19 protein-coding genes are annotated in these 20,662 nt (G+C 55.0%); 10 read left to right on the top strand and 9 right to left on the bottom strand.

Annotated elements, in window-relative coordinates:
- Positions 1-70: 70 nt before the first annotated feature.
- Both nuoM and nuoN read left to right on the top strand, forming a co-directional pair.
- Positions 71-1,600 carry an NADH-quinone oxidoreductase subunit M gene (gene nuoM, locus NNO04_RS16920; RefSeq protein ID WP_271445678.1) on the top strand — a complete coding sequence of 510 codons (1,530 nt, stop codon included), beginning with the start codon at positions 71-73 and terminating at the stop codon, positions 1,598-1,600.
- 6 nt (positions 1,601-1,606) lie between these two features.
- The gene (nuoN, locus tag NNO04_RS16925) at positions 1,607-3,064 is read left to right on the top strand and encodes an NADH-quinone oxidoreductase subunit NuoN (RefSeq protein ID WP_271445679.1); all 1,458 of its coding nucleotides are present in this window, start codon (positions 1,607-1,609) and stop codon (positions 3,062-3,064) included.
- Positions 3,065-3,123: 59 nt separating this feature from the next.
- Here nuoN and NNO04_RS16930 read toward each other — a convergent pair whose 3' ends face one another.
- Together NNO04_RS16930 and rbn are read right to left on the bottom strand one after the other, a co-directional pair.
- Positions 3,124-4,128, bottom strand: coding sequence for a chemotaxis protein (locus NNO04_RS16930; RefSeq protein ID WP_271445680.1), 1,005 nt, complete (start codon positions 4,126-4,128; stop codon positions 3,124-3,126).
- A gap of 64 nt (positions 4,129-4,192) precedes the next feature.
- Positions 4,193-5,110: a ribonuclease BN gene (gene rbn / locus NNO04_RS16935; protein WP_271445694.1), complete on the bottom strand. Its 918-nt coding sequence runs from the start codon at positions 5,108-5,110 to the stop codon at positions 4,193-4,195.
- A 65-nt stretch (positions 5,111-5,175) separates the two neighbouring features.
- On the opposite strand from rbn, the gene NNO04_RS16940 reads away from it, so the two are divergent.
- The 8 genes from NNO04_RS16940 to menE all read left to right on the top strand — a co-directional run bounded on the left by NNO04_RS16940 (position 5,176) and on the right by menE (position 13,113).
- A complete protein-coding gene (locus NNO04_RS16940) occupies positions 5,176-5,637 on the top strand; it encodes a GNAT family N-acetyltransferase (RefSeq protein WP_271445681.1) in 462 nt (153 codons plus the stop codon).
- A 53-nt stretch (positions 5,638-5,690) separates the two neighbouring features.
- On the top strand, positions 5,691-5,996 hold the full coding sequence (elaB, locus tag NNO04_RS16945; protein WP_271445682.1) for a stress response protein ElaB: 306 nt from the start codon (positions 5,691-5,693) through the stop codon (positions 5,994-5,996).
- A 104-nt stretch (positions 5,997-6,100) separates the two neighbouring features.
- Positions 6,101-7,399: an isochorismate synthase MenF gene (menF, locus tag NNO04_RS16950; RefSeq protein ID WP_271445683.1), complete on the top strand. Its 1,299-nt coding sequence runs from the start codon at positions 6,101-6,103 to the stop codon at positions 7,397-7,399.
- Between the two features lie 84 nt (positions 7,400-7,483).
- Positions 7,484-9,154, top strand: a complete 1,671-nt coding sequence (gene menD, locus NNO04_RS16955; RefSeq protein ID WP_271445684.1) for a 2-succinyl-5-enolpyruvyl-6-hydroxy-3-cyclohexene-1-carboxylic-acid synthase — start codon at positions 7,484-7,486, stop codon at positions 9,152-9,154.
- The gene (gene menH / locus NNO04_RS16960) at positions 9,151-9,909 is read left to right on the top strand and encodes a 2-succinyl-6-hydroxy-2,4-cyclohexadiene-1-carboxylate synthase (RefSeq protein ID WP_271445685.1); all 759 of its coding nucleotides are present in this window, start codon (positions 9,151-9,153) and stop codon (positions 9,907-9,909) included. Before menD ends, menH begins: the two co-directional genes overlap by 4 nt.
- Before the next feature lie 14 nt (positions 9,910-9,923).
- Complete coding sequence (gene menB / locus NNO04_RS16965; RefSeq protein WP_162383064.1) at positions 9,924-10,781, top strand: 1,4-dihydroxy-2-naphthoyl-CoA synthase; 858 nt, start codon at positions 9,924-9,926, stop codon at positions 10,779-10,781.
- Positions 10,781-11,743, top strand: a complete 963-nt coding sequence (gene menC / locus NNO04_RS16970) for an o-succinylbenzoate synthase (RefSeq protein WP_271445686.1) — start codon at positions 10,781-10,783, stop codon at positions 11,741-11,743. Before menB ends, menC begins: the two co-directional genes overlap by 1 nt.
- Entirely contained in the window at positions 11,740-13,113 is a 1,374-nt protein-coding gene (gene menE / locus NNO04_RS16975) for an o-succinylbenzoate--CoA ligase (protein WP_271445687.1), read from the top strand. The genes menC and menE overlap by 4 nt, the downstream gene beginning before the upstream one ends.
- Positions 13,114-13,124: 11 nt before the next feature.
- Here the strand turns inward: menE and arnF are convergent, their stop codons facing one another.
- From arnF to arnB, 7 genes are read right to left on the bottom strand one after another with little or no spacing between them, the layout of a single operon-like run.
- Complete coding sequence (arnF, locus tag NNO04_RS16980; protein ID WP_271445688.1) at positions 13,125-13,517, bottom strand: 4-amino-4-deoxy-L-arabinose-phosphoundecaprenol flippase subunit ArnF; 393 nt, start codon at positions 13,515-13,517, stop codon at positions 13,125-13,127.
- The gene (gene arnE / locus NNO04_RS16985) at positions 13,517-13,852 is read right to left on the bottom strand and encodes a 4-amino-4-deoxy-L-arabinose-phosphoundecaprenol flippase subunit ArnE (RefSeq protein WP_271445689.1); all 336 of its coding nucleotides are present in this window, start codon (positions 13,850-13,852) and stop codon (positions 13,517-13,519) included. Before arnE ends, arnF begins: the two co-directional genes overlap by 1 nt.
- On the bottom strand, positions 13,849-15,504 hold the full coding sequence (gene arnT, locus NNO04_RS16990; RefSeq protein ID WP_271445690.1) for a lipid IV(A) 4-amino-4-deoxy-L-arabinosyltransferase: 1,656 nt from the start codon (positions 15,502-15,504) through the stop codon (positions 13,849-13,851). The genes arnE and arnT overlap by 4 nt, the downstream gene beginning before the upstream one ends.
- On the bottom strand, positions 15,504-16,403 hold the full coding sequence (gene arnD, locus NNO04_RS16995; protein WP_271445691.1) for a 4-deoxy-4-formamido-L-arabinose-phosphoundecaprenol deformylase: 900 nt from the start codon (positions 16,401-16,403) through the stop codon (positions 15,504-15,506). The genes arnT and arnD overlap by 1 nt, the downstream gene beginning before the upstream one ends.
- A complete protein-coding gene (gene arnA / locus NNO04_RS17000; RefSeq protein WP_271445692.1) occupies positions 16,400-18,385 on the bottom strand; it encodes a bifunctional UDP-4-amino-4-deoxy-L-arabinose formyltransferase/UDP-glucuronic acid oxidase ArnA in 1,986 nt (661 codons plus the stop codon). The genes arnD and arnA overlap by 4 nt, the downstream gene beginning before the upstream one ends.
- Entirely contained in the window at positions 18,382-19,365 is a 984-nt protein-coding gene (gene arnC / locus NNO04_RS17005) for an undecaprenyl-phosphate 4-deoxy-4-formamido-L-arabinose transferase (protein WP_271445693.1), read from the bottom strand. Before arnC ends, arnA begins: the two co-directional genes overlap by 4 nt.
- Before the next feature lie 2 nt (positions 19,366-19,367).
- Complete coding sequence (arnB, locus tag NNO04_RS17010) at positions 19,368-20,507, bottom strand: UDP-4-amino-4-deoxy-L-arabinose aminotransferase (protein WP_271445695.1); 1,140 nt, start codon at positions 20,505-20,507, stop codon at positions 19,368-19,370.
- Positions 20,508-20,662 lie beyond the last annotated feature (155 nt).

The following is a 20,662-nucleotide window of genomic DNA, read 5'->3' on the forward strand; positions in this document are numbered from 1 at the left end:
GCACTGCCGGGATTTGGGCTGACGAGTGAGATAGCCTGAGCAGGAGTAAATATAAGGGACATACTTAGCTATGTTATTACCCTGGTTGATATTAATCCCCTTTATCGGTGGCTTCCTGTGCTGGCAGACCGAACGCTTTGGCGTGAAGGTGCCGCGCTGGATAGCGCTGGTAACCATGGGACTGACGCTGGCGCTTGGTCTGCAACTGTGGTTGCAGGGCGGCTATTCACTGACGCAATCCGCTGGCATTCCGCAGTGGCAGTCTGAGTTCGTGCTGCCGTGGATCCCGCGCTTTGGCATCTCAATCCATCTGGCCATTGACGGTCTGTCACTGCTGATGGTGGTGCTGACCGGTCTGCTGGGTGTTCTGGCGGTACTTTGCTCCTGGAATGAAATCGAAAAATACCAGGGCTTCTTCCACCTGAACCTGATGTGGATCCTCGGCGGCGTTATCGGCGTGTTCCTTGCCATCGACATGTTCCTGTTCTTCTTCTTCTGGGAAATGATGCTGGTGCCGATGTACTTCCTGATCGCGCTGTGGGGGCATAAAGCTTCTGACGGTAAAACGCGTATCACGGCAGCTACTAAGTTCTTCATCTATACCCAGGCGAGTGGTCTGGTGATGTTGATTGCCATCCTGTCGCTGGTGTTTGTTCACTACAATGCGACCGGCGTCTGGACCTTCAACTATGAAGAGCTGCTGAATACCCCGATGTCCCACGGTGTGGAATATCTGTTGATGCTGGGCTTCTTCATCGCCTTCGCGGTAAAAATGCCAGTGGTTCCGCTGCACGGCTGGTTGCCGGACGCGCACTCCCAGGCACCGACCGCAGGTTCCGTTGACCTGGCGGGGATTTTGCTGAAAACCGCGGCCTACGGTCTGCTGCGTTTCTCCCTGCCGCTGTTCCCGAACGCGTCTGCGGAGTTCGCGCCAATCGCCATGTGGCTGGGTGTGGTCGGTATCTTCTACGGCGCATGGATGGCATTTGCTCAGTACGACATCAAACGTCTGATTGCTTACACCTCTGTTTCGCACATGGGCTTCGTACTGATTGCTATCTACACTGGCAACCAACTGGCGTATCAGGGTGCGGTGATCCAGATGATTGCGCACGGTCTGTCCGCTGCGGGTCTCTTCATTCTGTGTGGTCAGCTGTACGAACGTCTGCACACCCGTGATATGCGTATGATGGGCGGTCTGTGGGGCAAAATGAAATGGTTGCCTGCACTGTCGATGTTCTTCGCGGTCTGTACGCTGGGTATGCCGGGTACCGGTAACTTCGTCGGCGAATTCATGATTCTGTTCGGCAGCTTCCAGGTGGTTCCGGTGATTACCGTGATCTCTACCTTTGGTCTGGTGTTTGCCTCCGTTTACTCGCTGGCGATGCTGCATCGTGCTTACTTCGGTAAGGCGAAAAGCCAGATTGCCAGTGTTGAACTGCCAGGGATGTCGCTACGCGAGCTGTTTATCATCCTGTTGCTGGTTGTGCTTCTGGTACTGCTTGGCTTCTATCCGCAGCCGATTCTGGATACCTCGCATTCAGCGATGGGCAACATCCAGCAGTGGTTTGTTAATTCCGTTACTACTACAAGGCCGTAAATCGCCATGACAATAACTCCACAACACCTGATTGCGCTGCTACCGCTGCTGATCGTCGGCTTGACGGTGGTGGTTGTGATGCTCTCCATTGCGTGGCGACGCAATCACTTCCTCAATGCCACGCTGTCGGTCATTGGGCTTAACGCTGCACTGGTTTCGCTTTGGTTTGTTGGCCAGGCTGGCGCTATGGACGTGACGCCGCTGATGCGCGTCGATGGTTTCGCGATGCTCTACACCGGACTGGTACTGTTGGCGAGCCTTGCCACCTGTACCTTTGCTTATCCGTGGCTGGAAGGCTATGACGATAACCGGGAAGAGTTCTACCTGCTGGTGCTGATTGCCGCGCTGGGTGGGATCCTGCTGGCCAACGCTAACCATCTGGCGGCGTTGTTCCTGGGTATTGAGCTTATCTCTCTGCCGCTGTTTGGCCTGGTGGGTTACGCGTTCCGTCAGAAACGTTCGCTGGAAGCCAGTATCAAATACACCATTCTGTCTGCCGCAGCATCTTCATTCCTGCTGTTTGGTATGGCGATGGTGTACGCGCAGTCCGGCAATCTGTCGTTTGTCGCGCTGGGTAAGAGCCTGGGCGACGGGATGCTGAACGAGCCGCTGCTGCTGGCGGGCTTTGGCATGATGATTGTTGGCCTTGGCTTTAAACTCTCTCTGGTGCCGTTCCATCTGTGGACGCCAGACGTTTACCAGGGCGCGCCTGCGCCGGTTTCCACTTTCCTGGCGACGGCGAGCAAGATCGCAATCTTCGGTGTGGTGATGCGTCTGTTCCTGTACGCACCGGTTGGCAACAGCGAAGCGGTACGTGTGGTACTGGGCGTGATTGCCTTTGCCTCCATCATCTTCGGTAACCTGATGGCGCTGAGCCAGACCAACATCAAACGTCTGCTTGGTTACTCCTCTATCTCTCACCTCGGTTATCTGCTGGTGGCGTTGATTGCCCTGCAGAGCGGTGAGATGTCGATGGAAGCGGTGGGTGTTTACCTGGCCGGTTACCTGTTCAGCAGCCTCGGCGCGTTCGGTGTGGTTAGCCTGATGTCCAGCCCGTACCGTGGGCCGGATGCGGATTCACTGTTCTCCTACCGTGGTCTGTTCTGGCACCGTCCGATCCTCGCGGCTGTGTTGACGGTAATGATGCTGTCTCTGGCGGGTATCCCGATGACGCTGGGCTTTATCGGTAAATTCTACGTTATTGCCGTCGGTGTTCAGGCTAACTTGTGGTGGCTGGTCGGTGGCGTAGTGGTTGGCTCCGCGATTGGTCTGTACTACTACCTGCGCGTTGCCGTGAGCCTCTACCTGAGTGCGCCGCAGCAGCTTAACCGTGATGCGCCGTCAAACTGGCAGTACAGTGCGGGCGGTATCGTGGTACTGATCTCCGCGCTGTTGGTGCTAATTCTCGGTGTCTACCCGCAGCCGTTGATCAGCATTGTGCAACTGGCCGCACCGCTGATGTAAGCGAAATGCAGAAACGAAAAAACCGCCGATTCGGCGGTTTTTTTATATCCGGAGTAAAATTAGCCGATCAGCTGACGGCTCACCAGCGGACCACTGACGTTTTGCGCCGCGCGCTCCATCACTTCCTGAATCACCGATGACAACTCGTTGACTTCAAATTTCGCCACATAGCCATCGGCTTTCACTTTGCGCACATGGTCTTCGTTAGCGCTACCGGAAAGCGACGAGTGGATCACCACCGGGATTTTCTTTAGTCGTTCGTCGGTTTTGATTTTGCGGGTGAGGGTAAAACCGTCCATCTCCGGCATTTCGAGGTCGGTCAACACGAGGGCTATTTTCTCGCTAATCGGTTTGCCTTCCGCTTCGGCCTCTTTGGCCAGTTGTTGGATCTTCTCCCAGGCATCTTTACCGGTGATATGCATCTGATGCGGGATTTCCATGGCATTTAACCCTTTCTCGAGCATCGCGCGGGCTACCCTCGAATCTTCGGCGACGATCGCCACCGCTCCGGGCGTGATATTGAACTTATTGGTCTTTAGATGAGCGGCGCGCAAATCGTGATTTGACGGTACGATGTCATAGAGGATCTGTTCAACGTCGAGCACCAGCGCCAGGTTGTTGGTTTCTTTGTCATCATCCAGACAGGCGATGCTGGTGATATAGCGCCCGTTGACGGCTTTCTCGGCGGTGTGAACCTGCTGCCAGTCCAGACGCAGGATATTCTCAACAGACTCCACTGCGAATGCCTGAACACTGCGGGCATATTCGGTGATAAGCAGAATATTCAAACCGGTCTCAGGCTTACATCCGGCGACGGCCGGAAGGTCGATGACCGGGATCACCTGATCGCGAATGTTGACCATCCCTAAGAGAGGCGCTTTCATCCCGGCCGGGCGCGTAAACGTCGGCATGGGAACAATTTCGCGCAGCTTAAATACGTTGATGCCAAACAGCTCTGATTTCTGTTCCTGCACTGATGTACCAAGACGAAACAACAGCAATTCAAAACGGTTGGACAGGGTCAGGTTCGCCCTGTCATCAATATCTTTCTGGAAATTGTCCATTCTGTCCTCAATGTGAAATCCAGCCTTGTCACTGTTATCGGCACGGAGGGTAAAAAATGGAGCGTTAAACCGTGAAAACGGCGAAATCGTAGGCCAGTTCGGTCGCAGGGAAAATCGCCTGGCACTCCGCCAGCATCCTGCGGCATCCTTCAGCGTCATAGCGTGAACTGACGTGGGTAATGACCAGGCGACCAACGCGTGCTTCCTTCGCCAGCAACGCAGCCTGGCGGGTTGAACTGTGTCCGCGGCTATTGGCTTTTTCTTCCATTGCCGTCTCCAGCGTGGTTTCATGCACCATCACATCCACGCCTTTTGCCAGTTCGTATGCGCCAGCACAGGGCGCGGTATCACCGAAGATCGCCACCGATTTGCCGGCAACGGGTGGGGCTAGATAGTCCGCGCCGTGGAGCCATCGACCATCTTCCTGCATGACGCTTTTCCCGGCCTTCAGATCCTGAAACCAGGGACCGGGCTTCACACCCGCCGCCTTTAACGCTTTCGCATCCAGCGCGCCGGGTTTGTCATGCTCTTCAACACGGTAGCCGTAGCATTCCAGCGGATGTTCCAGCGTAAACGCCGTCACTTTGCGTAAACCATCATCCAGAATCTCACCGGCGGTGATTTCAATAATCTCCAGCGGATAGTCGGTCCAGGAGCCGCTGAGGCGCAAAGCCGTTTCGGTAAATTCGCGCAGTCCTTTTGGTCCGTAAATCGTCAGCGGATGGGCATTGCCCGCCATCGACCGACTACACAGTAAACCCGGTAAACCGAACAGATGATCGCCATGCAGATGGCTAATGAAGATGCGGTCGAGTTTACCCGGATTAAACGCGGTACTGAGCATCTGATGCTGCGTGCCTTCGCCACAGTCAAACAACCATAGCCCAGCCTGCGTTGGGTGCTGTAGGTTCAGTAAGATCGCCGTCACATTGCGTGAGCGCGTAGGAACGCCCGCAGAAGTACCTAAGAAAATGAATTCCATCATTCCATTACACGTTTGAACATCAATCTGGCTAGTATAAAGCGAATACGACAAAGGAGCGCACAATGATCCACTGGCAAGATCTTCACCATTCTGAATTATCCGTCACTGCGCTTTACGCGCTACTTAAATTGCGTTGCGCGGTGTTTGTGGTTGAACAGCAGTGCCCTTATCAGGATGTCGATGGCGACGATCTGGTGGGGGAGAATCGCCATATTCTGGGGTGGCACAACGATGAACTGGTCGCGTATGCGAGGATTCTGAAAAGTGATGGCGAACTGGAGCCTGTGGCGATTGGCCGGGTGATTGTCAGTGAGGCGCTGCGCGGCGCAAAACTGGGTGAACAGCTGATGACCCAAACGTTAGCCTCTTGCGTTAACCACTGGCCGGAAAAGGCATTTTATCTGGGGGCGCAGGCGCACTTGCAATCGTTCTATGCCCGTTTTGGCTTTACCCCAGTGACCGGAGTTTATGACGAAGACGGTATTCCCCATATCGGCATGGCGCGGGAGCCCGGACAGGCGTAACCGGACTCAGTTGTCTATAGTTAGCGGATACGTAAATAGCAAGGGAGAAGACAATGTCATTCCATTCTTATCATTCACGTATCGACGACGACATCGAACTTTTGAGCGAAACGCTGGAAGAAGTTCTGCGCTCCTCGGGCGACCCTGCCGATCAGAAATATGTCGAGCTAAAAGCGCGGGCGGAAGCCGCGCTGGAAGAGGTCAAAAATCGCGTGAGTCACGCATCAGACAGCTATTATTATCGGGCAAAACAAGCCGTCTACCTGGCCGATGACTATGTTCATGAAAAACCCTGGCAGGGAATTGGCGCGGGTGCGGCGGTTGGACTGGTGCTCGGATTACTGCTGGCGCGACGTTAAATTCCATCCTGTGACCGGGAAAGTATTTCCTCCCTAAACTGAGGTACTGCAATTTCTTTGCAGTACCCCGTATAATGTGAGGTTTTTAACAGGGAGAGGTCCGCGTGCATTCAATTACTACAGCGCTGGAAAATCTGATGCGTCAGTTATCGCAGGAGATACCAGCAGCACCCGGAATTCGTGTTTTCGACGTTCCTTTTCCTCTAAATGATGCGTTTGACGCCCTGGGCTGGCTGGCGAGTCAGTCTATCTGGCCGCAATTTTACTGGCAGCAGCGCAATGGCGATGAAGAAGCTGCCGTGCTGGGCACTGTGGCCTCATTTCGTTCTCTGGATCTGGCGCAACAGTTTTTGCGCCTGCATGCGCAACATGCCGATCTGCGTATCTGGGGACTCAACGCGTTTGAGCCGCAGCACGGGAACCTGGTGCTGCCGCGCCTGGAGTGGCGACGCTGTGCCGGATCTGCGACGCTGCGTCTGCATCTCTACAGCGAGCATTCCCTGCGTGAAGATGCCGCAGACGCGGTTCGCTTTCTCTCATCACTGGTGAGCATTAAATCGCTGCCAGCGCTGCATTTGACCCTCACGGATGAAAAACATTCACCGGATAAAGCCGGGTGGATGAATTTAATCCAGCTGGCAACCCGCACTATCGCTCAGGAACAGCTTGATAAAGTGGTATTGGCGCGGGCGACGGATTTGCAGTTTTCTCGTCCGGTGAATGCTGCGGCGGTGATGGCGTCAAGTCGTCGCCTGAACCTGAACTGCTACCACTTTTTCATGGCATTTTCTGCCGACAGCGCTTTCCTGGGCTCTTCGCCTGAGCGTCTCTGGCGGCGGCGTGATACGGCGCTTCGTACAGAAGCGTTGGCCGGGACCGTGGCGAATCATCCTGACGATCACCGCGCCTGGCAACTTGGCGAATGGCTGATGAAGGACGATAAAAATCAGCGGGAAAATATGCTGGTAGTGGAAGATATTTGTCAGCGGCTGCAAAACTGCACCCATACGCTTGATGTTCTCCCTCCACAGGTTCTCAGACTGCGTAAAGTTCAGCATTTGCGGCGTTGTATCTGGACGGCGCTCAATCAGCCTGACGACGCGCTCTGTTTACACCAGTTGCAGCCGACGGCGGCGGTAGCGGGTATTCCCCGCGAACTGGCACGTCAATTTATTCAGCAAAATGAACCCTTCGAACGTGAATGGTACGCCGGTTCGGCGGGCTATTTGTCGTTAAAGCAAAGTGAATTTTGCGTGTCGCTCCGTTCGGCGAAAATTACCACCAATATTGTGAGGTTGTACGCAGGCGCGGGGATTGTGCGCGGCTCAGATCCTGAGCAAGAATGGCAGGAAATAGACAATAAAGCGGCAGGGTTGCGCAGTTTATTACAGATGGAAGCGTAATGAGTCACACATTCCCGACTCATATCAAAAATCCATTATTTCGATTCTCTATACTTAGTCGCAATATTGATACCGGACAATCTCATGTCAGTAAGCGCATTTAACCGACGCTGGGCGGCGGTCATTCTGGAAGCTTTAACCCGCCACGGTGTGAAGCATGTATGCATTGCCCCAGGCTCTCGCTCAACGCCATTAACCCTGGCAGCGGCGGAAAATCCTGCTTTTATCCACCACACGCACTTTGATGAGCGTGGGCTGGGTCACCTGGCGCTGGGGCTGGCGAAGGTCAGTAAACAGCCCGTTGCGGTGATCGTCACTTCCGGGACAGCGGTGGCTAACCTCTATCCTGCGCTGATCGAAGCCGGGCTTACCGGTGAAAAACTCATTTTGCTCACGGCGGATCGCCCTCCGGAATTGATCGACTGCGGTGCTAATCAGGCGATTCGTCAGTCAGGTATGTTTGCTTCCCATCCCTCGCAGACACTCTCTTTACCGCGACCGACTCAGGATATTCCGGCAAGCTGGCTGGTTTCTACACTTGATAATGCGCTTGCCTCATTACATGCCGGAGCCGTCCATATCAATTGTCCCTTTGCTGAGCCGCTGTACGGCGAGATGGACGACACGGGCGTTGAGTGGCAGCAGCATCTTGGCGACTGGTGGCAGGACGATAAACCCTGGTTGCGCGAGGCGCGTCGACTGGAGAGTGAAAAACAGCGTGACTGGTTCTTCTGGCGGCAAAAGCGCGGCGTAGTGGTGGCCGGGAGGATGAGCGCGGAAGAGGGCAAAAAAGCCGCGCTCTGGGCGCAAACGCTGGGCTGGCCGCTGATTGGCGATGTGCTGTCGCAAACCGGGCAACCGCTGCCTTGTGCCGATCTCTGGTTGGCAAACGCGAAGGCGGTCACCGAATTGCAACAGGCGCAAATTGTCGTGCAACTGGGCAGTAGCCTGACCGGTAAACGTGTTCTTCAATGGCAGGCCAGTTGCTCTCCGCAAGAGTACTGGATTATCGACAATATCGAAGGCCGTCTGGATCCTGCTCACCACCGCGGGCGCCGACTGGTGTCGAAAGTTGCTGACTGGCTGGATCTGCATCCGGCTGAAAAACGCAATCCGTGGTGCGTGGAGATCCCGCGACTGGCTGAGCAGGCATGGCAGGCGGTGGTTGCCCGCCGCGAAAGCTTTGGCGAGGCTCAACTGGCTCACCGAATCCGCGACTATTTGCCAGAACAGGGGCAACTGTTTGTGGGAAACAGTCTGGTAGTGCGACTGATTGATGCTCTGTCGCAACTGCCTGCCGGGTACCCGGTATACAGTAACCGGGGTGCGAGCGGCATTGACGGCTTACTCTCAACGGCTGCTGGCGTCCAGCGGGCGAGCGCGAAATCGACGCTGGCGATTGTCGGAGATTTGTCGGCACTTTACGATCTCAATGCGCTGGCGTTATTGCGCCAGGTCTCTGCGCCGTTCGTGCTGATTGTCGTGAACAATAACGGTGGGCAAATTTTCTCGCTATTACCCACACCGCAGAGCGAGCGCGAACGTTTTTATCTGATGCCGCAAAACGTCCATTTTGACCATGCGGCGGCGATGTTCAATCTGAAATACCATCGCCCGGAAAACTGGGCAGAGCTGGAAGATGCGCTGGCGGGCGCGTGGCGCACCCCGACGGCGACGGTGATTGAGCTGGTGGTTAATGACACCGACGGTACGCAAACGCTGCAACAGCTATTAGCGCAGGTCAGCCACCTGTGACTCTACATACCCAGGCAGTAAAGGGTCAGCCGGGTTCGCCCTGGCTGGTCTTTTTGCATGGGTTTTCCGGCGATTGTCGGGAATGGCAAACGGTTGGCGAGCAGTTTCAGACTTTCTCACGGTTGTATGTTGACTTGCCAGGACACGGCGGCTCCGCAACGATCCATGTGGAAGGGTTTAGCGACGTAATGGCTTTGCTTCGCAAAACTTTGCTGAGTTACAGCATACTTAACTACTGGCTGGTGGGTTACTCCCTTGGCGGCCGAGTGGCGATGATGGCGGCGAGCGAGGGAATGCCAGGACTGTGCGGGCTGGTCATTGAAGGCGGTCATCCTGGTCTGCAAAGCGAGGCTGAACGAGAGTCACGCCGACGCTCTGATCGTCGTTGGGCGGAACGTTTTCGTCATGAACCGCTGCGGGACGTCTTTAACGACTGGTATCTGCAGCCGGTTTTTGCCTCGCTGAACGCGCAACAAAGAGCCACACTGGTTGCACTGCGAAGCCAGAACAATGGCGAAACGCTGGCGGCGATGCTGGAAGCGACGTCGCTTGGCGTGCAACCTGATTTACGTGATGCGCTTAATGCGCGTACATTTGCGTTTTATTATTTATGTGGGGAGCGAGACAGCAAATTTCGCGCACTGGCGAACGAACTGTCTGCGCCTGTCCATGTGATTCGTAATGCCGGACACAACGCGCATCGGGAAAATCCCGCCGGCGTGGTGGAAAGTCTGGCTCAGATTCTGCGTCTCTGACTAAAGGACACACTATGATCTACCCTGATGAAACAATGCTTTACGCACCGGTTGAATGGCATGATTGCTCTGAGGGCTACACTGACATTCGTTATGAGAAATCCACCGATGGTATCGCAAAAATCACCATTAACCGTCCGCAGGTACGCAACGCATTTCGTCCTGTGACCGTCAAAGAGATGATCCAGGCGCTGGCGGATGCGCGTTACGACGACAATATTGGTGTGATTGTTCTGACCGGCGCAGGCGATAAAGCGTTTTGCGCAGGCGGCGACCAGAAAGTTCGCGGCGACTACGGCGGCTACCAGGATGACTCCGGCGTTCATCACCTGAACGTGCTGGACTTCCAGCGCCAGATCCGTACCTGTCCGAAGCCGGTTGTGGCGATGGTTGCTGGGTACTCCATCGGCGGCGGTCACGTGCTGCATATGATGTGCGACCTGACTATTGCAGCGGAAAACGCTGTCTTTGGTCAGACCGGCCCGAAAGTCGGCTCCTTCGACGGCGGCTGGGGCGCATCTTACATGGCGCGTATCGTCGGCCAGAAGAAGGCGCGTGAAATTTGGTTCCTGTGCCGTCAGTACGACGCGAAACAGGCGCTGGACATGGGCCTGGTCAACACCGTGGTTCCGCTGGCGGATCTGGAAAAAGAGACCGTCCGCTGGTGCCGTGAAATGCTGCAAAATAGCCCGATGGCGCTGCGTTGCCTGAAAGCGGCGCTGAACGCCGACTGTGATGGTCAGGCGGGTCTGCAGGAACTGGCAGGTAATGCCACCATGCTGTTCTATATGACGGAAGAAGGTCAGGAAGGCCGTAACGCCTTCAACCAGAAACGTCAGCCTGATTTCAGCAAATTCAAACGGAATCCGTAATGCGTAGCGCGCAGGTATACCGCTGGCAGATCCCCATGGACGCGGGGGTGGTTCTGCGCGATCGGCGGTTAAAAACTCGCGATGGTCTGTATGTCTGTCTTCGTGACGGCGAGCGCGAAGGGTGGGGAGAGATCTCCCCGCTGCCGGGCTTTAGCCAGGAAAGCTGGGAAGAGGCGCAGACAGTCCTGTTGGCGTGGGTTAACGACTGGCTTGCGGGGGCATCCTCGCTGCCGGAGATGCCGTCCGTGGCCTTTGGCGTCAGCTGTGCGCTGGCGGAGCTGGAAAGCACCTTGCCAGAAACGGCTGATTACCGGGCAGCGCCGCTGTGTACGGGCGATCCTGATGATCTGGTGCTCCAGCTTGCCGACATGGCAGGTGAAAAAGTGGCGAAGGTGAAAATCGGCCTGTACGAAGCTGTACGCGATGGCATGGTCGTCAACCTGCTACTGGAGGCGATTCCTGATCTGCATTTACGTCTGGATGCTAACCGCGCCTGGGCGCCGCTAAAAGCGCAGCAGTTTGCGAAATATGTGAACCCGGATTTCCGCTCCCGGATTGCCTTTCTCGAAGAACCGTGCAAAACCCGTGACGATTCGCGCGCGTTTGCCCGTGAAACTGGCATTGCCATTGCCTGGGACGAAAGTCTGCGCGAGGCCGATTTTACCTTTATGGCCGAAGAGGGCGTCAGTGCGGTGGTGATCAAACCGACGTTGACCGGCAGCCTGGAAAAAGTACGCGAACAGGTTCAGGCGGCGCATGCGCTCGGATTGACCGCAGTGATCAGCTCTTCCATTGAGTCCAGTCTGGGTTTGACGCAACTGGCGCGCATTGCGGCCTGGCTGACGCCACAAACTATTCCGGGTCTGGATACGTTAAGCCTGATGCAAATCCAACAGCTGCGTACCTGGCCGGGGAGCACTCTGCCGTGCGTAGACGTTGATGCACTGGAACGTCTGCTATGATCTTCCCTGACTGGCCGTGGCGGTACTGGCGGCAGGTTCGGGGAGATGCGCCAGCCTTACGCCTGAATGACGAGGTGTTAAGCTGGCGCACGCTCTGTATGCGTATTGATCGCCTGGCGGCGGGGTTTGCCGCCCAGGGCGTGGAGGAAGGCCGCGGTGTGATGCTGCGTGCCTGGAACCATCCGCAGTCTCTGTTAGCCTGGCTTGCCCTGTTGCAATGCGGCGCGAGAATTCTGCCCGTCAATCCGCAACTGCCTCAACCCCTTCTGGACGCCCTGTTACCTGAACTCACTTTGCGCTTTGCGCTGGTGCTGGACGGGGAAAATAGCTTTCCTGAGCTGACTCCTCTGCAGATGCAGGAAATGGAAAGCGGTTATGCCTGCACATGGCAGCCGCAGCGTCTGAGTTCTATGACGTTGACCTCTGGCTCGACGGGATTACCCAAAGCGGCGGTGCACAGCTGTAACGCGCATCTGGCCAGCGCAGAGGGCGTTTTATCGTTGATGCCCTTTGGTGAAGGCGATGACTGGCTTCTCTCGTTGCCGTTGTTTCATGTTTCTGGCCAGGGCATTTTATGGCGTTGGCTGTTTGCCGGCGCGCGGATGACCGTACGCGATAAACAGCCGCTGGAGCAGATGCTGGCAGGCTGTACTCACGCTTCTCTGGTACCCACCCAGCTCTGGCGTTTACTGGTCAACCGTTCACCGGTCACCTTAAAAGCGGTGCTTTTAGGCGGTGCGGCGATCCCGGTCGAGCTGACAGAAAAGGCGCGTGAGCGGGGGATTCGCTGCTGGTGCGGCTACGGTCTGACGGAGTTTGCTTCCACGGTGTGTGCGAAAGAGGCGGATGGCTTGGGTGATGTTGGCTCAGCGCTGCCTGGGCGGGAAGTTAAGATCGTCAATGACGAGGTCTGGTTGCGTGCCGCCAGCATGGCGGAAGGTTACTGGCGCAACGGTCAGCTGATACCGTTAATCAATGACGAAGGCTGGTTTGCCACGCGCGATCGCGGTGTGTTGCAAAACGGCAGACTGACGATTGCGGGCCGTCTGGATAATCTGTTTTTCAGCGGCGGCGAGGGAATTCAGCCCGAAGAGGTAGAGCGAGTTATCACCGCGCATCCTCACGTATTACAGGCCTTTGTGGTTCCTGTCGAAGACCGCGAGTTTGGTCATCGCCCGGTGGCGGTGGTTGAATATGACGCTCAGGCTGAAGGTGTGGACCTTGCTGAGTGGGTTCAGGGTAAACTGGCGCGCTTTCAGCAACCTGTTCGCTGGCTGACACTTCCGCCAGAGTTGAAAACCGGTGGCATCAAAATTTCTCGCCGCGCATTGCTGGAGTGGGTTCGGACAGTGGGAACGTCTGATGAATGAAACGTGACCGTTCAGGTTTGGCGAGGGATTTTTGCTGAAGGTAAGAAAATAATCATCAGTCCTGCCATAATGCACGCAACACCCAGCAGCGCTTTCAGAGAGAACGCGCCCTGCATCCCAGGCAGCACCATCGAGGCAATCCAGACGAGAATGTAACTGAGACTCAGCAAGGCGTATGCCTTACTGAGTTCGAGATGATGCAGTGCGTTATGCCAGCACAAGACGGAAACCAGATAACCCAGCAATCCGGAAAATAGCGCGATGACACTGGCGTGATTGGCAATCAACGCCGCAATGAATTCGCCAAGGTGCAGCATAGGCGGCAATGACGCCATAGCAAAACCAAGACTCAGTTGGGCAACTGATGTGATCACGACACTGAGAAGTCCCCACAGTAATCCCATTATACCGCGCTCCCAAGCACAAAAATGCCGGTGATAATCAGCCCGACGCCAAGCCAGTGGCGAACAGAGACGGGCTCATGCCAAATTTTCCAGGCTGCCAGCGTGACCCAGACAAAGTTAAGACTGAGCATCGGATAGGCAATGCCGACGGGGATAGTTTGTAAAACCAGTAACCACAGAACCATTGCCGCGCCGAGGCAGGCCAGCGCAAGACCAAGCCACAGAGTTATGTGGCGTTTTCGGTCGCGCGAATAAACGGGGCGGGTAGCCTGCTTCTGGCATAACTGTCCGCCAACGCTGAGCAAACTGGCTAGCACTAAGACAGGCCAAATCATTTGGGATAGTACTGAATTAGCACCAGACGCCCCTGATTATCAATATTATCGGCAGGCGGTATGGCAAGGTCTTTGATGTCTTCATCTCTTGAAACGGAAAGCACGAGTGAAATCTTCCCTTCCTGACGATGTTGGCTAAGCCAGTCATTGAAATCATCACGGGTGACAAAGCGTCCTTTAGCGTCCGGATAATTGAGACCATATTTTAGCTCTCCTTTCTGCCCGTACATGATGATGTCATCGCGCCGCAGACTCCAGGCCAGACCGGCGGCGACACCGACGCCGTCCGTCAGAATATAGCGACTCGTCATTAACGATTCCCTGGTCATCTCGACGAAAAATTGCGGTTGCTTCGATTCCATGACCCGGTCGGGGACCGAAAAACCAAAGAATATCGCCAGCCCCAGCGGGCTCAACGCCGAGAGCATCCACGTGTTGCGGGTGTTACCCAGGGTATACCAGCCAAAAAATGTCCAGATGACGAAGATCCCCCATGAGCAAAAGACTTTGTACAACTCAATATGCACCCAGATGGGGGACGTCAACGGTCCCCAGGGCGAAACAATAAAGGTCGCGACGATCCCGATGATACCAAAGGCGATGTTAATCCAGGCATTGGCACGCAGCGCGCGGCTTTCGTGACGTGCCGCACGCAAGCCGTAATGCGCCATTAAGAGGGCTAACGGTGCGAAACAGGAAAGAACATAGGTGGGCAATTTTCCCCTGGCGATGCTGAAAAAGAGCAGAGGCATCACAATCCAGCATAACAAATAGCCGGTTGTACGTGCGGGATCGCGGTTTTTCCAACCCGCCCACAGTGAACCGGGGAGGAGTCCCAGCCACGGAAGACTTCCCGCGACTAACACCGGCAGGTAGTACCAGACCGGGGCTTTATGCTGGGCATCTTCCATCGCAAAACGTTGAATGTGTTCGACCCAGAAGAAATAGTGCCAGAAATCCGGTTCGCGCAGGGCGACAGCAATCCCCCACGGGAGGACGATAGCAATACAGCTCAGGACTGCCAGCCAGCCGTAAATGAACAGATCTTTCCAGCGTTTTTGGACCATCACCCACGGCAGAACGCTAACCACCGGTACGGCCAGCGCAAGAAAACCTTTAGTCATCACCCCCATGCCGCACGTCACGCCCAGCAGAAGAAACGCGAAGATTTTTGTCTTTGTTGACGTTGCCTGCATCCCTTCCCAGAAACAGCACATGCCGGCCATTAACCACAGGGCGATCATCGGGTCGAGTACGGCATAGGTACCAATGCTGTACACCGCAAACATCGTCAGATAGATAGCACAGGCGAAGGCGGCGGCGCGTTTATCTTGCCAGAGTCGGAATGCAAGCCAGCCCACCAGTATTGCGGTGAGCAATGTGGCAACAATAACACCAGCCCGAACGCCAAAATTGGTGGCACCAAACAGCCACTGACCAAGACTGTTGAGCCAATAACCCGCAATGGGTTTTTCAAAATAGCGTAAGCCCAGAAAATGCGGAACGACCCAGTCACCAGAGGCCAGCATCTCACGGCTGATTTCGGCGTAGCGTGATTCATCAGGCTGCCAGAGCAGGCGACTGTTGATAGGCAGAATATAGTAGAGCGTAAATAACGCGGCGAATGCCAGATAATAACGTAGAGATTTCATCAAGTGTCACTCACCGGTTGCTGACAGCCCAGCCAGCCTTCTCTGCCTGCGATTTTGCCACGAACAATTTTCCCCACCGGTAATGCCTCCGGCGTGGCCGGAAGTAAATCGCCAAGAGGGCAGAAAACAATACCCGCCTTTGCAGCACGAATGAGCAGGTCTTCAAATTCCTGATGATGAGCAATCCCTTCAACCTCGGCGTGAATGGTATAGACCAGGGGGCCTTCGCTCATTGCTATACGGGAGAGGAGCCAGGTATTGAAATCCTCAGCCTTCACTTCCCGTCCTACTACTTCATCCCAGGTGGGGAGCGTGACGGGGATCTGCGGTGTGCCCGTTTGACCTGAATTCAGTACGGGGCGAAATAACGACGTCCCCCGACAGTCACTGTTATAGCGTAAAGCGAAGGTTTCTTTTGCGTCAACGACGCGCTGGTCGGCGCGCCAGCCGGCGACGGCGGAGCAGGTGACGGGGCGTCCGGTTAACGCCTCCAGCGCCGTAATACCGCGTGCGATATCGTTAATAAGCGCAGGCTCATCCCAGTTTCCGCTGTTCGCCTGCCAGGCATGGTGATCCCAGGCGTGCAGCCCCGTTTCGTGACGCGCTGCGGTATCACGGATAATCTGTGCATTCGCACGCCCAATCTCTTTACCCGGCCAGGCGGTGCCTGCCAGCAGGATATCCCAGCCGTAAAGCGATGCCGCGTTCGAACGCAGCATTTTCCACAAAAATTGGGGCTTCACGAGACGCCAGAGATGGCGTCCCATGTTATCGGGACCGACACTGAAGAAAAAACTTGCCCGAATGTGATATCGGTTCAACGTCTCCAGGAGGCGGGGTACGCCTTCGCGCGTCCCCCTGAAGGTATCGACGTCAATACGCAAGCCCACCGTTGTCATAATGTGTGTTCCGTTAAATCCACGCTGCGTAGGAAGAAGTCCAGCGTCTCTTCTATGGTTTCATCCATGGCAATGGACGGTTCCCAATCCAGGCAGCGTTTCGCATTACGGATATTCGGTTTGCGGTGCTCGACGTCCTGATATCCTTTACCGTAGTAGGTGCTGCTTTCGACGACCCGGAATCCGGCAAACGGAGGGAAATGCTGGCGCAGCGGGTGTTTCTCGAAGCTGCTGAGCAACATTTCCGCCAGCTCCTGGATGCTCGCTTCATTATCCGGGTTACCGATGTTAATGATTTCACCCTCGCAACGTCCCCCCTCATTTTCAATAATGCGGAATAACGCCTCAATGCCGTCGCGAATATCCGTAAAGCAACGTTTCTGTTTTCCGCCTTCAATGAGCTTGATGGGAGAACCTTCGACCAGGTTCAGAATCAGCTGGGTAATGGCGCGCGAACTGCCGATGCGGGCGGCATCAAGGCTGTCCAGACGCGGTCCCATCCAGTTGAAAGGGCGAAAGAGGGTGAACCGTAAGCCTTCTTTCTCGCCGTAAGCCCAAATCACGCGGTCCAGTAATTGTTTGGAAACTGAATAAATCCAGCGCGGTTTATTGATCGGACCGACGATGAGATTCGACGTATCCTCATCAAACATCTTATCTGTACACATACCGTAGACTTCAGAGGTCGACGGGAAAATAATCCGCTTCCGGTACTTCACGCAGTAACGGATGATTCTCAGGTTCTCTTCAAAATCGAGCTCGAAGACGCGCAGTGGGTTACGGGTGTACTCAATCGGGGTCGCAATCGCCACCAGCGGCAGTACGACATCGCATTTTTTGACGTGGTATTCAATCCATTCCGAATGGATGCTGATATCACCCTCCACAAAATGAAAGCGGGGATGATTGAGGAAACGGCCAATCGCGTCGCTACCAATGTCCAGACCGTAAACCTCGTAGTTCTCTTCGCGCAGCAACCGCTCGGTCAAATGGTTACCAATAAAGCCGTTGACACCGAGGATCAACACGCGGGTCCGCCGTGTACTGGATAAAGCCGGCGGTGTATTCAGACGGGAACCCGCCACCAGGCCTAATGCCAGCGCCAGTTGCGAGCCTTGCATATAGATGCCGTCACCCGCTTGCCCGGTGACAATCTCCAGGGCGCCATCTGCGCAGGCGATCAGTAACGGGGTAATGGAGATGACAGTACCTGCCGGATGTTTGACCGACGTCTGAGGATGCAGGCGTGATGACCAGACCGTGAACTTTTGGGTCCCCGCGTAACTAAATGCGCCAGGCCAGGGATCTGACACCGCGCGGACCCTATTGTGTAATTCTGCCGCCGGTTTTTTCCAGTCAAGACAACTGTCTTCTGGCGTGCGACGACCATAGCAACTGGCCTCGGATTCCCGCTGCGGTATCTCTTCAATGTGCCCATTTTTAATGACCGGCAGAACGTTGGCCAGTAACTGACGGGCTGTCTGACATAATTTTCGGTGCAAGGTGATGGCGACGTCTTCCGGTGCGATGGCTACGCGTTGCTGAGCGACAATCGCCCCTGCATCAGCCCGTTTCACCATCCGGTGCAGGGTCACGCCGGTTTCGGGTTCGCCATTGACCAACACCCAGTTAAGCGGCGCACGTCCCCGGTATTTGGGCAGCAGTGAACCGTGAAGATTGAATGCGCCTGCCGGGGCGAGCGACAAAATGTCATCGCTCAGTAAATGGCGATAGTAGAATGAGAAAATAACATCTGGGGCGAACTGGCGAATACGTTCGCTCCAGAGAGGGTGATTGACATCATCCGGGGCAAAAACCGGGATACCGGCATCCGCGCCCAGGCGGGACACCGACCCAAAAAACGCTTTCTCTCCGGGGTTATCGGTGTGGGTAAAAATAGCGGCTATTTCATAACCCGCGTCCAGTAATGCCTCTATTCCCTGACATCCCATATCGTGATACGCGAAGACGACGGCTTTCATGCGTGACTTTCCTCAATTGATTGCGGGTTTTCTGGACGGATAACGTGCTGAACAAAATAGCGGGGACGGGCGCGGACATCGTTGTAGATGCGACCGATATATTCGCCAAGTAACCCCATACCGATAAACTGCGCGCCGATAAACGTAAACAGAACGGCAAACAGCATAAACACCCCCTCAGCGGCCCACTGAGGTCCGAGCGTCAGTCGAAGCACGACGAGAAGGACCGCCAGCGTAAAACCGGAAGCGGCAATCACGCTGCCCAACAGGCTTAACATGCGTAAAGGCGTGGTCGTCAGGCAGGTCACCAGGTCATACATCAAATTGATCAGGCGCATGAAGCTGTATTTGGAATCGCCAAATTCGCGCTCTGCGTGATGCACCGGAATTTCCGTGGCGCGGCGGGCGAAAATATTGGCCAGAATGGGGATAAACGTACTGCGCTCCTGGCAATGCAGCATGGCATCGACAATGTGACGACGATACGCACGCAGCATGCAGCCGTAGTCTCCCATGGCTTTGCCTGTGGTCCGTTGAATCAAATGATTGATCATCCGGGAGGCTGTTTTGCGAAACAGGCTATCCTGCCGGTTTTGACGTACCGTGCCGACGACGTCAAATCCTTCCTCTGCGGTGGCAACCAGACGCGGGATCTCTTCCGGCGGATTTTGTAAATCGGCGTCCAGGGTGATCACCAAATCCCCTGTGACGTGGCTGAAACCGGCCATAATGGCGGAATGCTGGCCATAGTTGCGATTCAATAACACAGCCACGATGTGGCTCTCTTCACCCTGAGAAGCGTTGATTAGCAGCTCTGCTGAATTGTCGCTACTGCCGTCATCCACCAGCAAAATTTCGTACTCTTTGCCAAGCTGTTGGCATGCGGTATTCGTTCTTCTGATCAGTTCAGGTAGGCTTTCCTGTTCGTTATACACAGGGATAACAATCGAAACTTTCTTAATGGGGGCGGCGTCAAACATCGTTATTGTCCTGCCAGTTGCTGGAGCGCCGTAATAACGCGCTCGGTATCATCGGAAGTCATATCGGGAAATAACGGCAGTGAGCAAATGCGCGCGCTATTCCACTCGGTATTCGCAAGCCGCAGATCGCTGAAACGCTCACGGTAATATTTTTGCGTATGGGCGGCGCGAAAATGAAGACCTGTACCAATCCCTTTGGCTTTCAGCGCCTCCATGAGTGCGTCCCTGTCAATTCCACAGCGAGCTTCATCGACACGGATAATAAACAGGTGCCAGGCATGAGCGTGCGCCCAGGAAGGCAGCGCCAGCGGCTGAAAGGGGGTATTCGCCAGCGCCTGTTGATAGCGCAGGGCAATCTCCGCCCGACGGGCATTAAGTTGCGCCAGCTTACGCAGTTGCACCAGAGCGATAGCGGCATTAATGTCGGTCAAATTGTATTTAAAGCCGGGAGAGAGAACCTCAGCCTGCGGCGCACGGCCATAAGTTTGCCGGTCATAAGCATCAACGCCGAGTCCATGAAACTTAAGGCTGCGAAGCTGTTGGGCGAGGGCTTTGTTATCCGTGACAATTAACCCACCTTCCGCACAGGTGACGTTTTTGATGGCGTGGAAAGAGAAAATGGCGGTACCGCGCCAGCCGACATGGTGACCCTTATAGTGGGTGCCTACAGCATGGGCGGCGTCCTCAATAATCGGAATGCCGTAGCGATCACCAAGGGCGTAAATCGCGTCCATATCGGCCGGTGCGCCTGCGTAATGTACCGGGATAATGGCTTTGGTACGCGGCGTGATCGCTGATTCGATCTGTTCCGGCGTGACCATCAACGTGTCTCTGTCAATGTCGATCATCACGGGCGTCGCGCCTTGCAACACAATCATGTTGAGTGTGGAAACCCAGGTCATTGACGGCGTAATCACCTCGTCGCCTGCGCCGATGCCAAGCGCCATTAGCGTGATGTGCATTCCTGCGGTGGCGGAACTCACGGCAATGGCCTGCTGGTTTCCGGTTAGCGTACAGAAGGCGTCTTCTAACGCCTGGTTTTTGGGACCGGTGGTGATCCATCCAGAATCCAGAACTTCTCTGACAGCAGTAAGTTCTTCCTCACCTACTGCAGGGCGGGAAAAAGGCAAAAAGTCAGACATCATATTTCCTTTAGCCGTGAAACGCTGTCACCTGCATATTTTTAGAGATGATAAACAGCAGAGTACAATGTTAACTATTTCATTTGATCATGCAGGTTAGAGATTGAATGTTAACTTAACCTTAAGAACTTAAGATGGATGGTAAATAATATAAT

Source organism: Citrobacter sp. Awk 4 (assembly GCF_028069725.1).
In the GTDB taxonomy this organism is placed as follows: domain Bacteria; phylum Pseudomonadota; class Gammaproteobacteria; order Enterobacterales; family Enterobacteriaceae; genus Citrobacter_D.

What these genes read in the sequence shown, in the direction of transcription:
- arnC (WP_271445693.1), bottom strand. Translation starts at nt 19,365, where the DNA reads ATGTTTGACGCCGCCCCCATTAAGAAAGTTTCGATTGTTATCCCTGTG.
- menE (WP_271445687.1), top strand. Translation starts at nt 11,740, where the DNA reads ATGATCTTCCCTGACTGGCCGTGGCGGTACTGGCGGCAGGTTCGGGGA.
- NNO04_RS16940 (WP_271445681.1), top strand. Translation starts at nt 5,176, where the DNA reads ATGATCCACTGGCAAGATCTTCACCATTCTGAATTATCCGTCACTGCG.
- nuoM (WP_271445678.1), top strand. Translation starts at nt 71, where the DNA reads ATGTTATTACCCTGGTTGATATTAATCCCCTTTATCGGTGGCTTCCTG.
- menD (WP_271445684.1), top strand. Translation starts at nt 7,484, where the DNA reads ATGTCAGTAAGCGCATTTAACCGACGCTGGGCGGCGGTCATTCTGGAA.
- arnD (WP_271445691.1), bottom strand. Translation starts at nt 16,403, where the DNA reads ATGACAACGGTGGGCTTGCGTATTGACGTCGATACCTTCAGGGGGACG.
- menC (WP_271445686.1), top strand. Translation starts at nt 10,781, where the DNA reads ATGCGTAGCGCGCAGGTATACCGCTGGCAGATCCCCATGGACGCGGGG.
- arnT (WP_271445690.1), bottom strand. Translation starts at nt 15,504, where the DNA reads ATGAAATCTCTACGTTATTATCTGGCATTCGCCGCGTTATTTACGCTC.
- arnA (WP_271445692.1), bottom strand. Translation starts at nt 18,385, where the DNA reads ATGAAAGCCGTCGTCTTCGCGTATCACGATATGGGATGTCAGGGAATA.
- menB (WP_162383064.1), top strand. Translation starts at nt 9,924, where the DNA reads ATGATCTACCCTGATGAAACAATGCTTTACGCACCGGTTGAATGGCAT.
- arnB (WP_271445695.1), bottom strand. Translation starts at nt 20,507, where the DNA reads ATGTCTGACTTTTTGCCTTTTTCCCGCCCTGCAGTAGGTGAGGAAGAA.
- arnF (WP_271445688.1), bottom strand. Translation starts at nt 13,517, where the DNA reads ATGGGATTACTGTGGGGACTTCTCAGTGTCGTGATCACATCAGTTGCC.
- arnE (WP_271445689.1), bottom strand. Translation starts at nt 13,852, where the DNA reads ATGATTTGGCCTGTCTTAGTGCTAGCCAGTTTGCTCAGCGTTGGCGGA.
- rbn (WP_271445694.1), bottom strand. Translation starts at nt 5,110, where the DNA reads ATGGAATTCATTTTCTTAGGTACTTCTGCGGGCGTTCCTACGCGCTCA.
- elaB (WP_271445682.1), top strand. Translation starts at nt 5,691, where the DNA reads ATGTCATTCCATTCTTATCATTCACGTATCGACGACGACATCGAACTT.
- nuoN (WP_271445679.1), top strand. Translation starts at nt 1,607, where the DNA reads ATGACAATAACTCCACAACACCTGATTGCGCTGCTACCGCTGCTGATC.
- NNO04_RS16930 (WP_271445680.1), bottom strand. Translation starts at nt 4,128, where the DNA reads ATGGACAATTTCCAGAAAGATATTGATGACAGGGCGAACCTGACCCTG.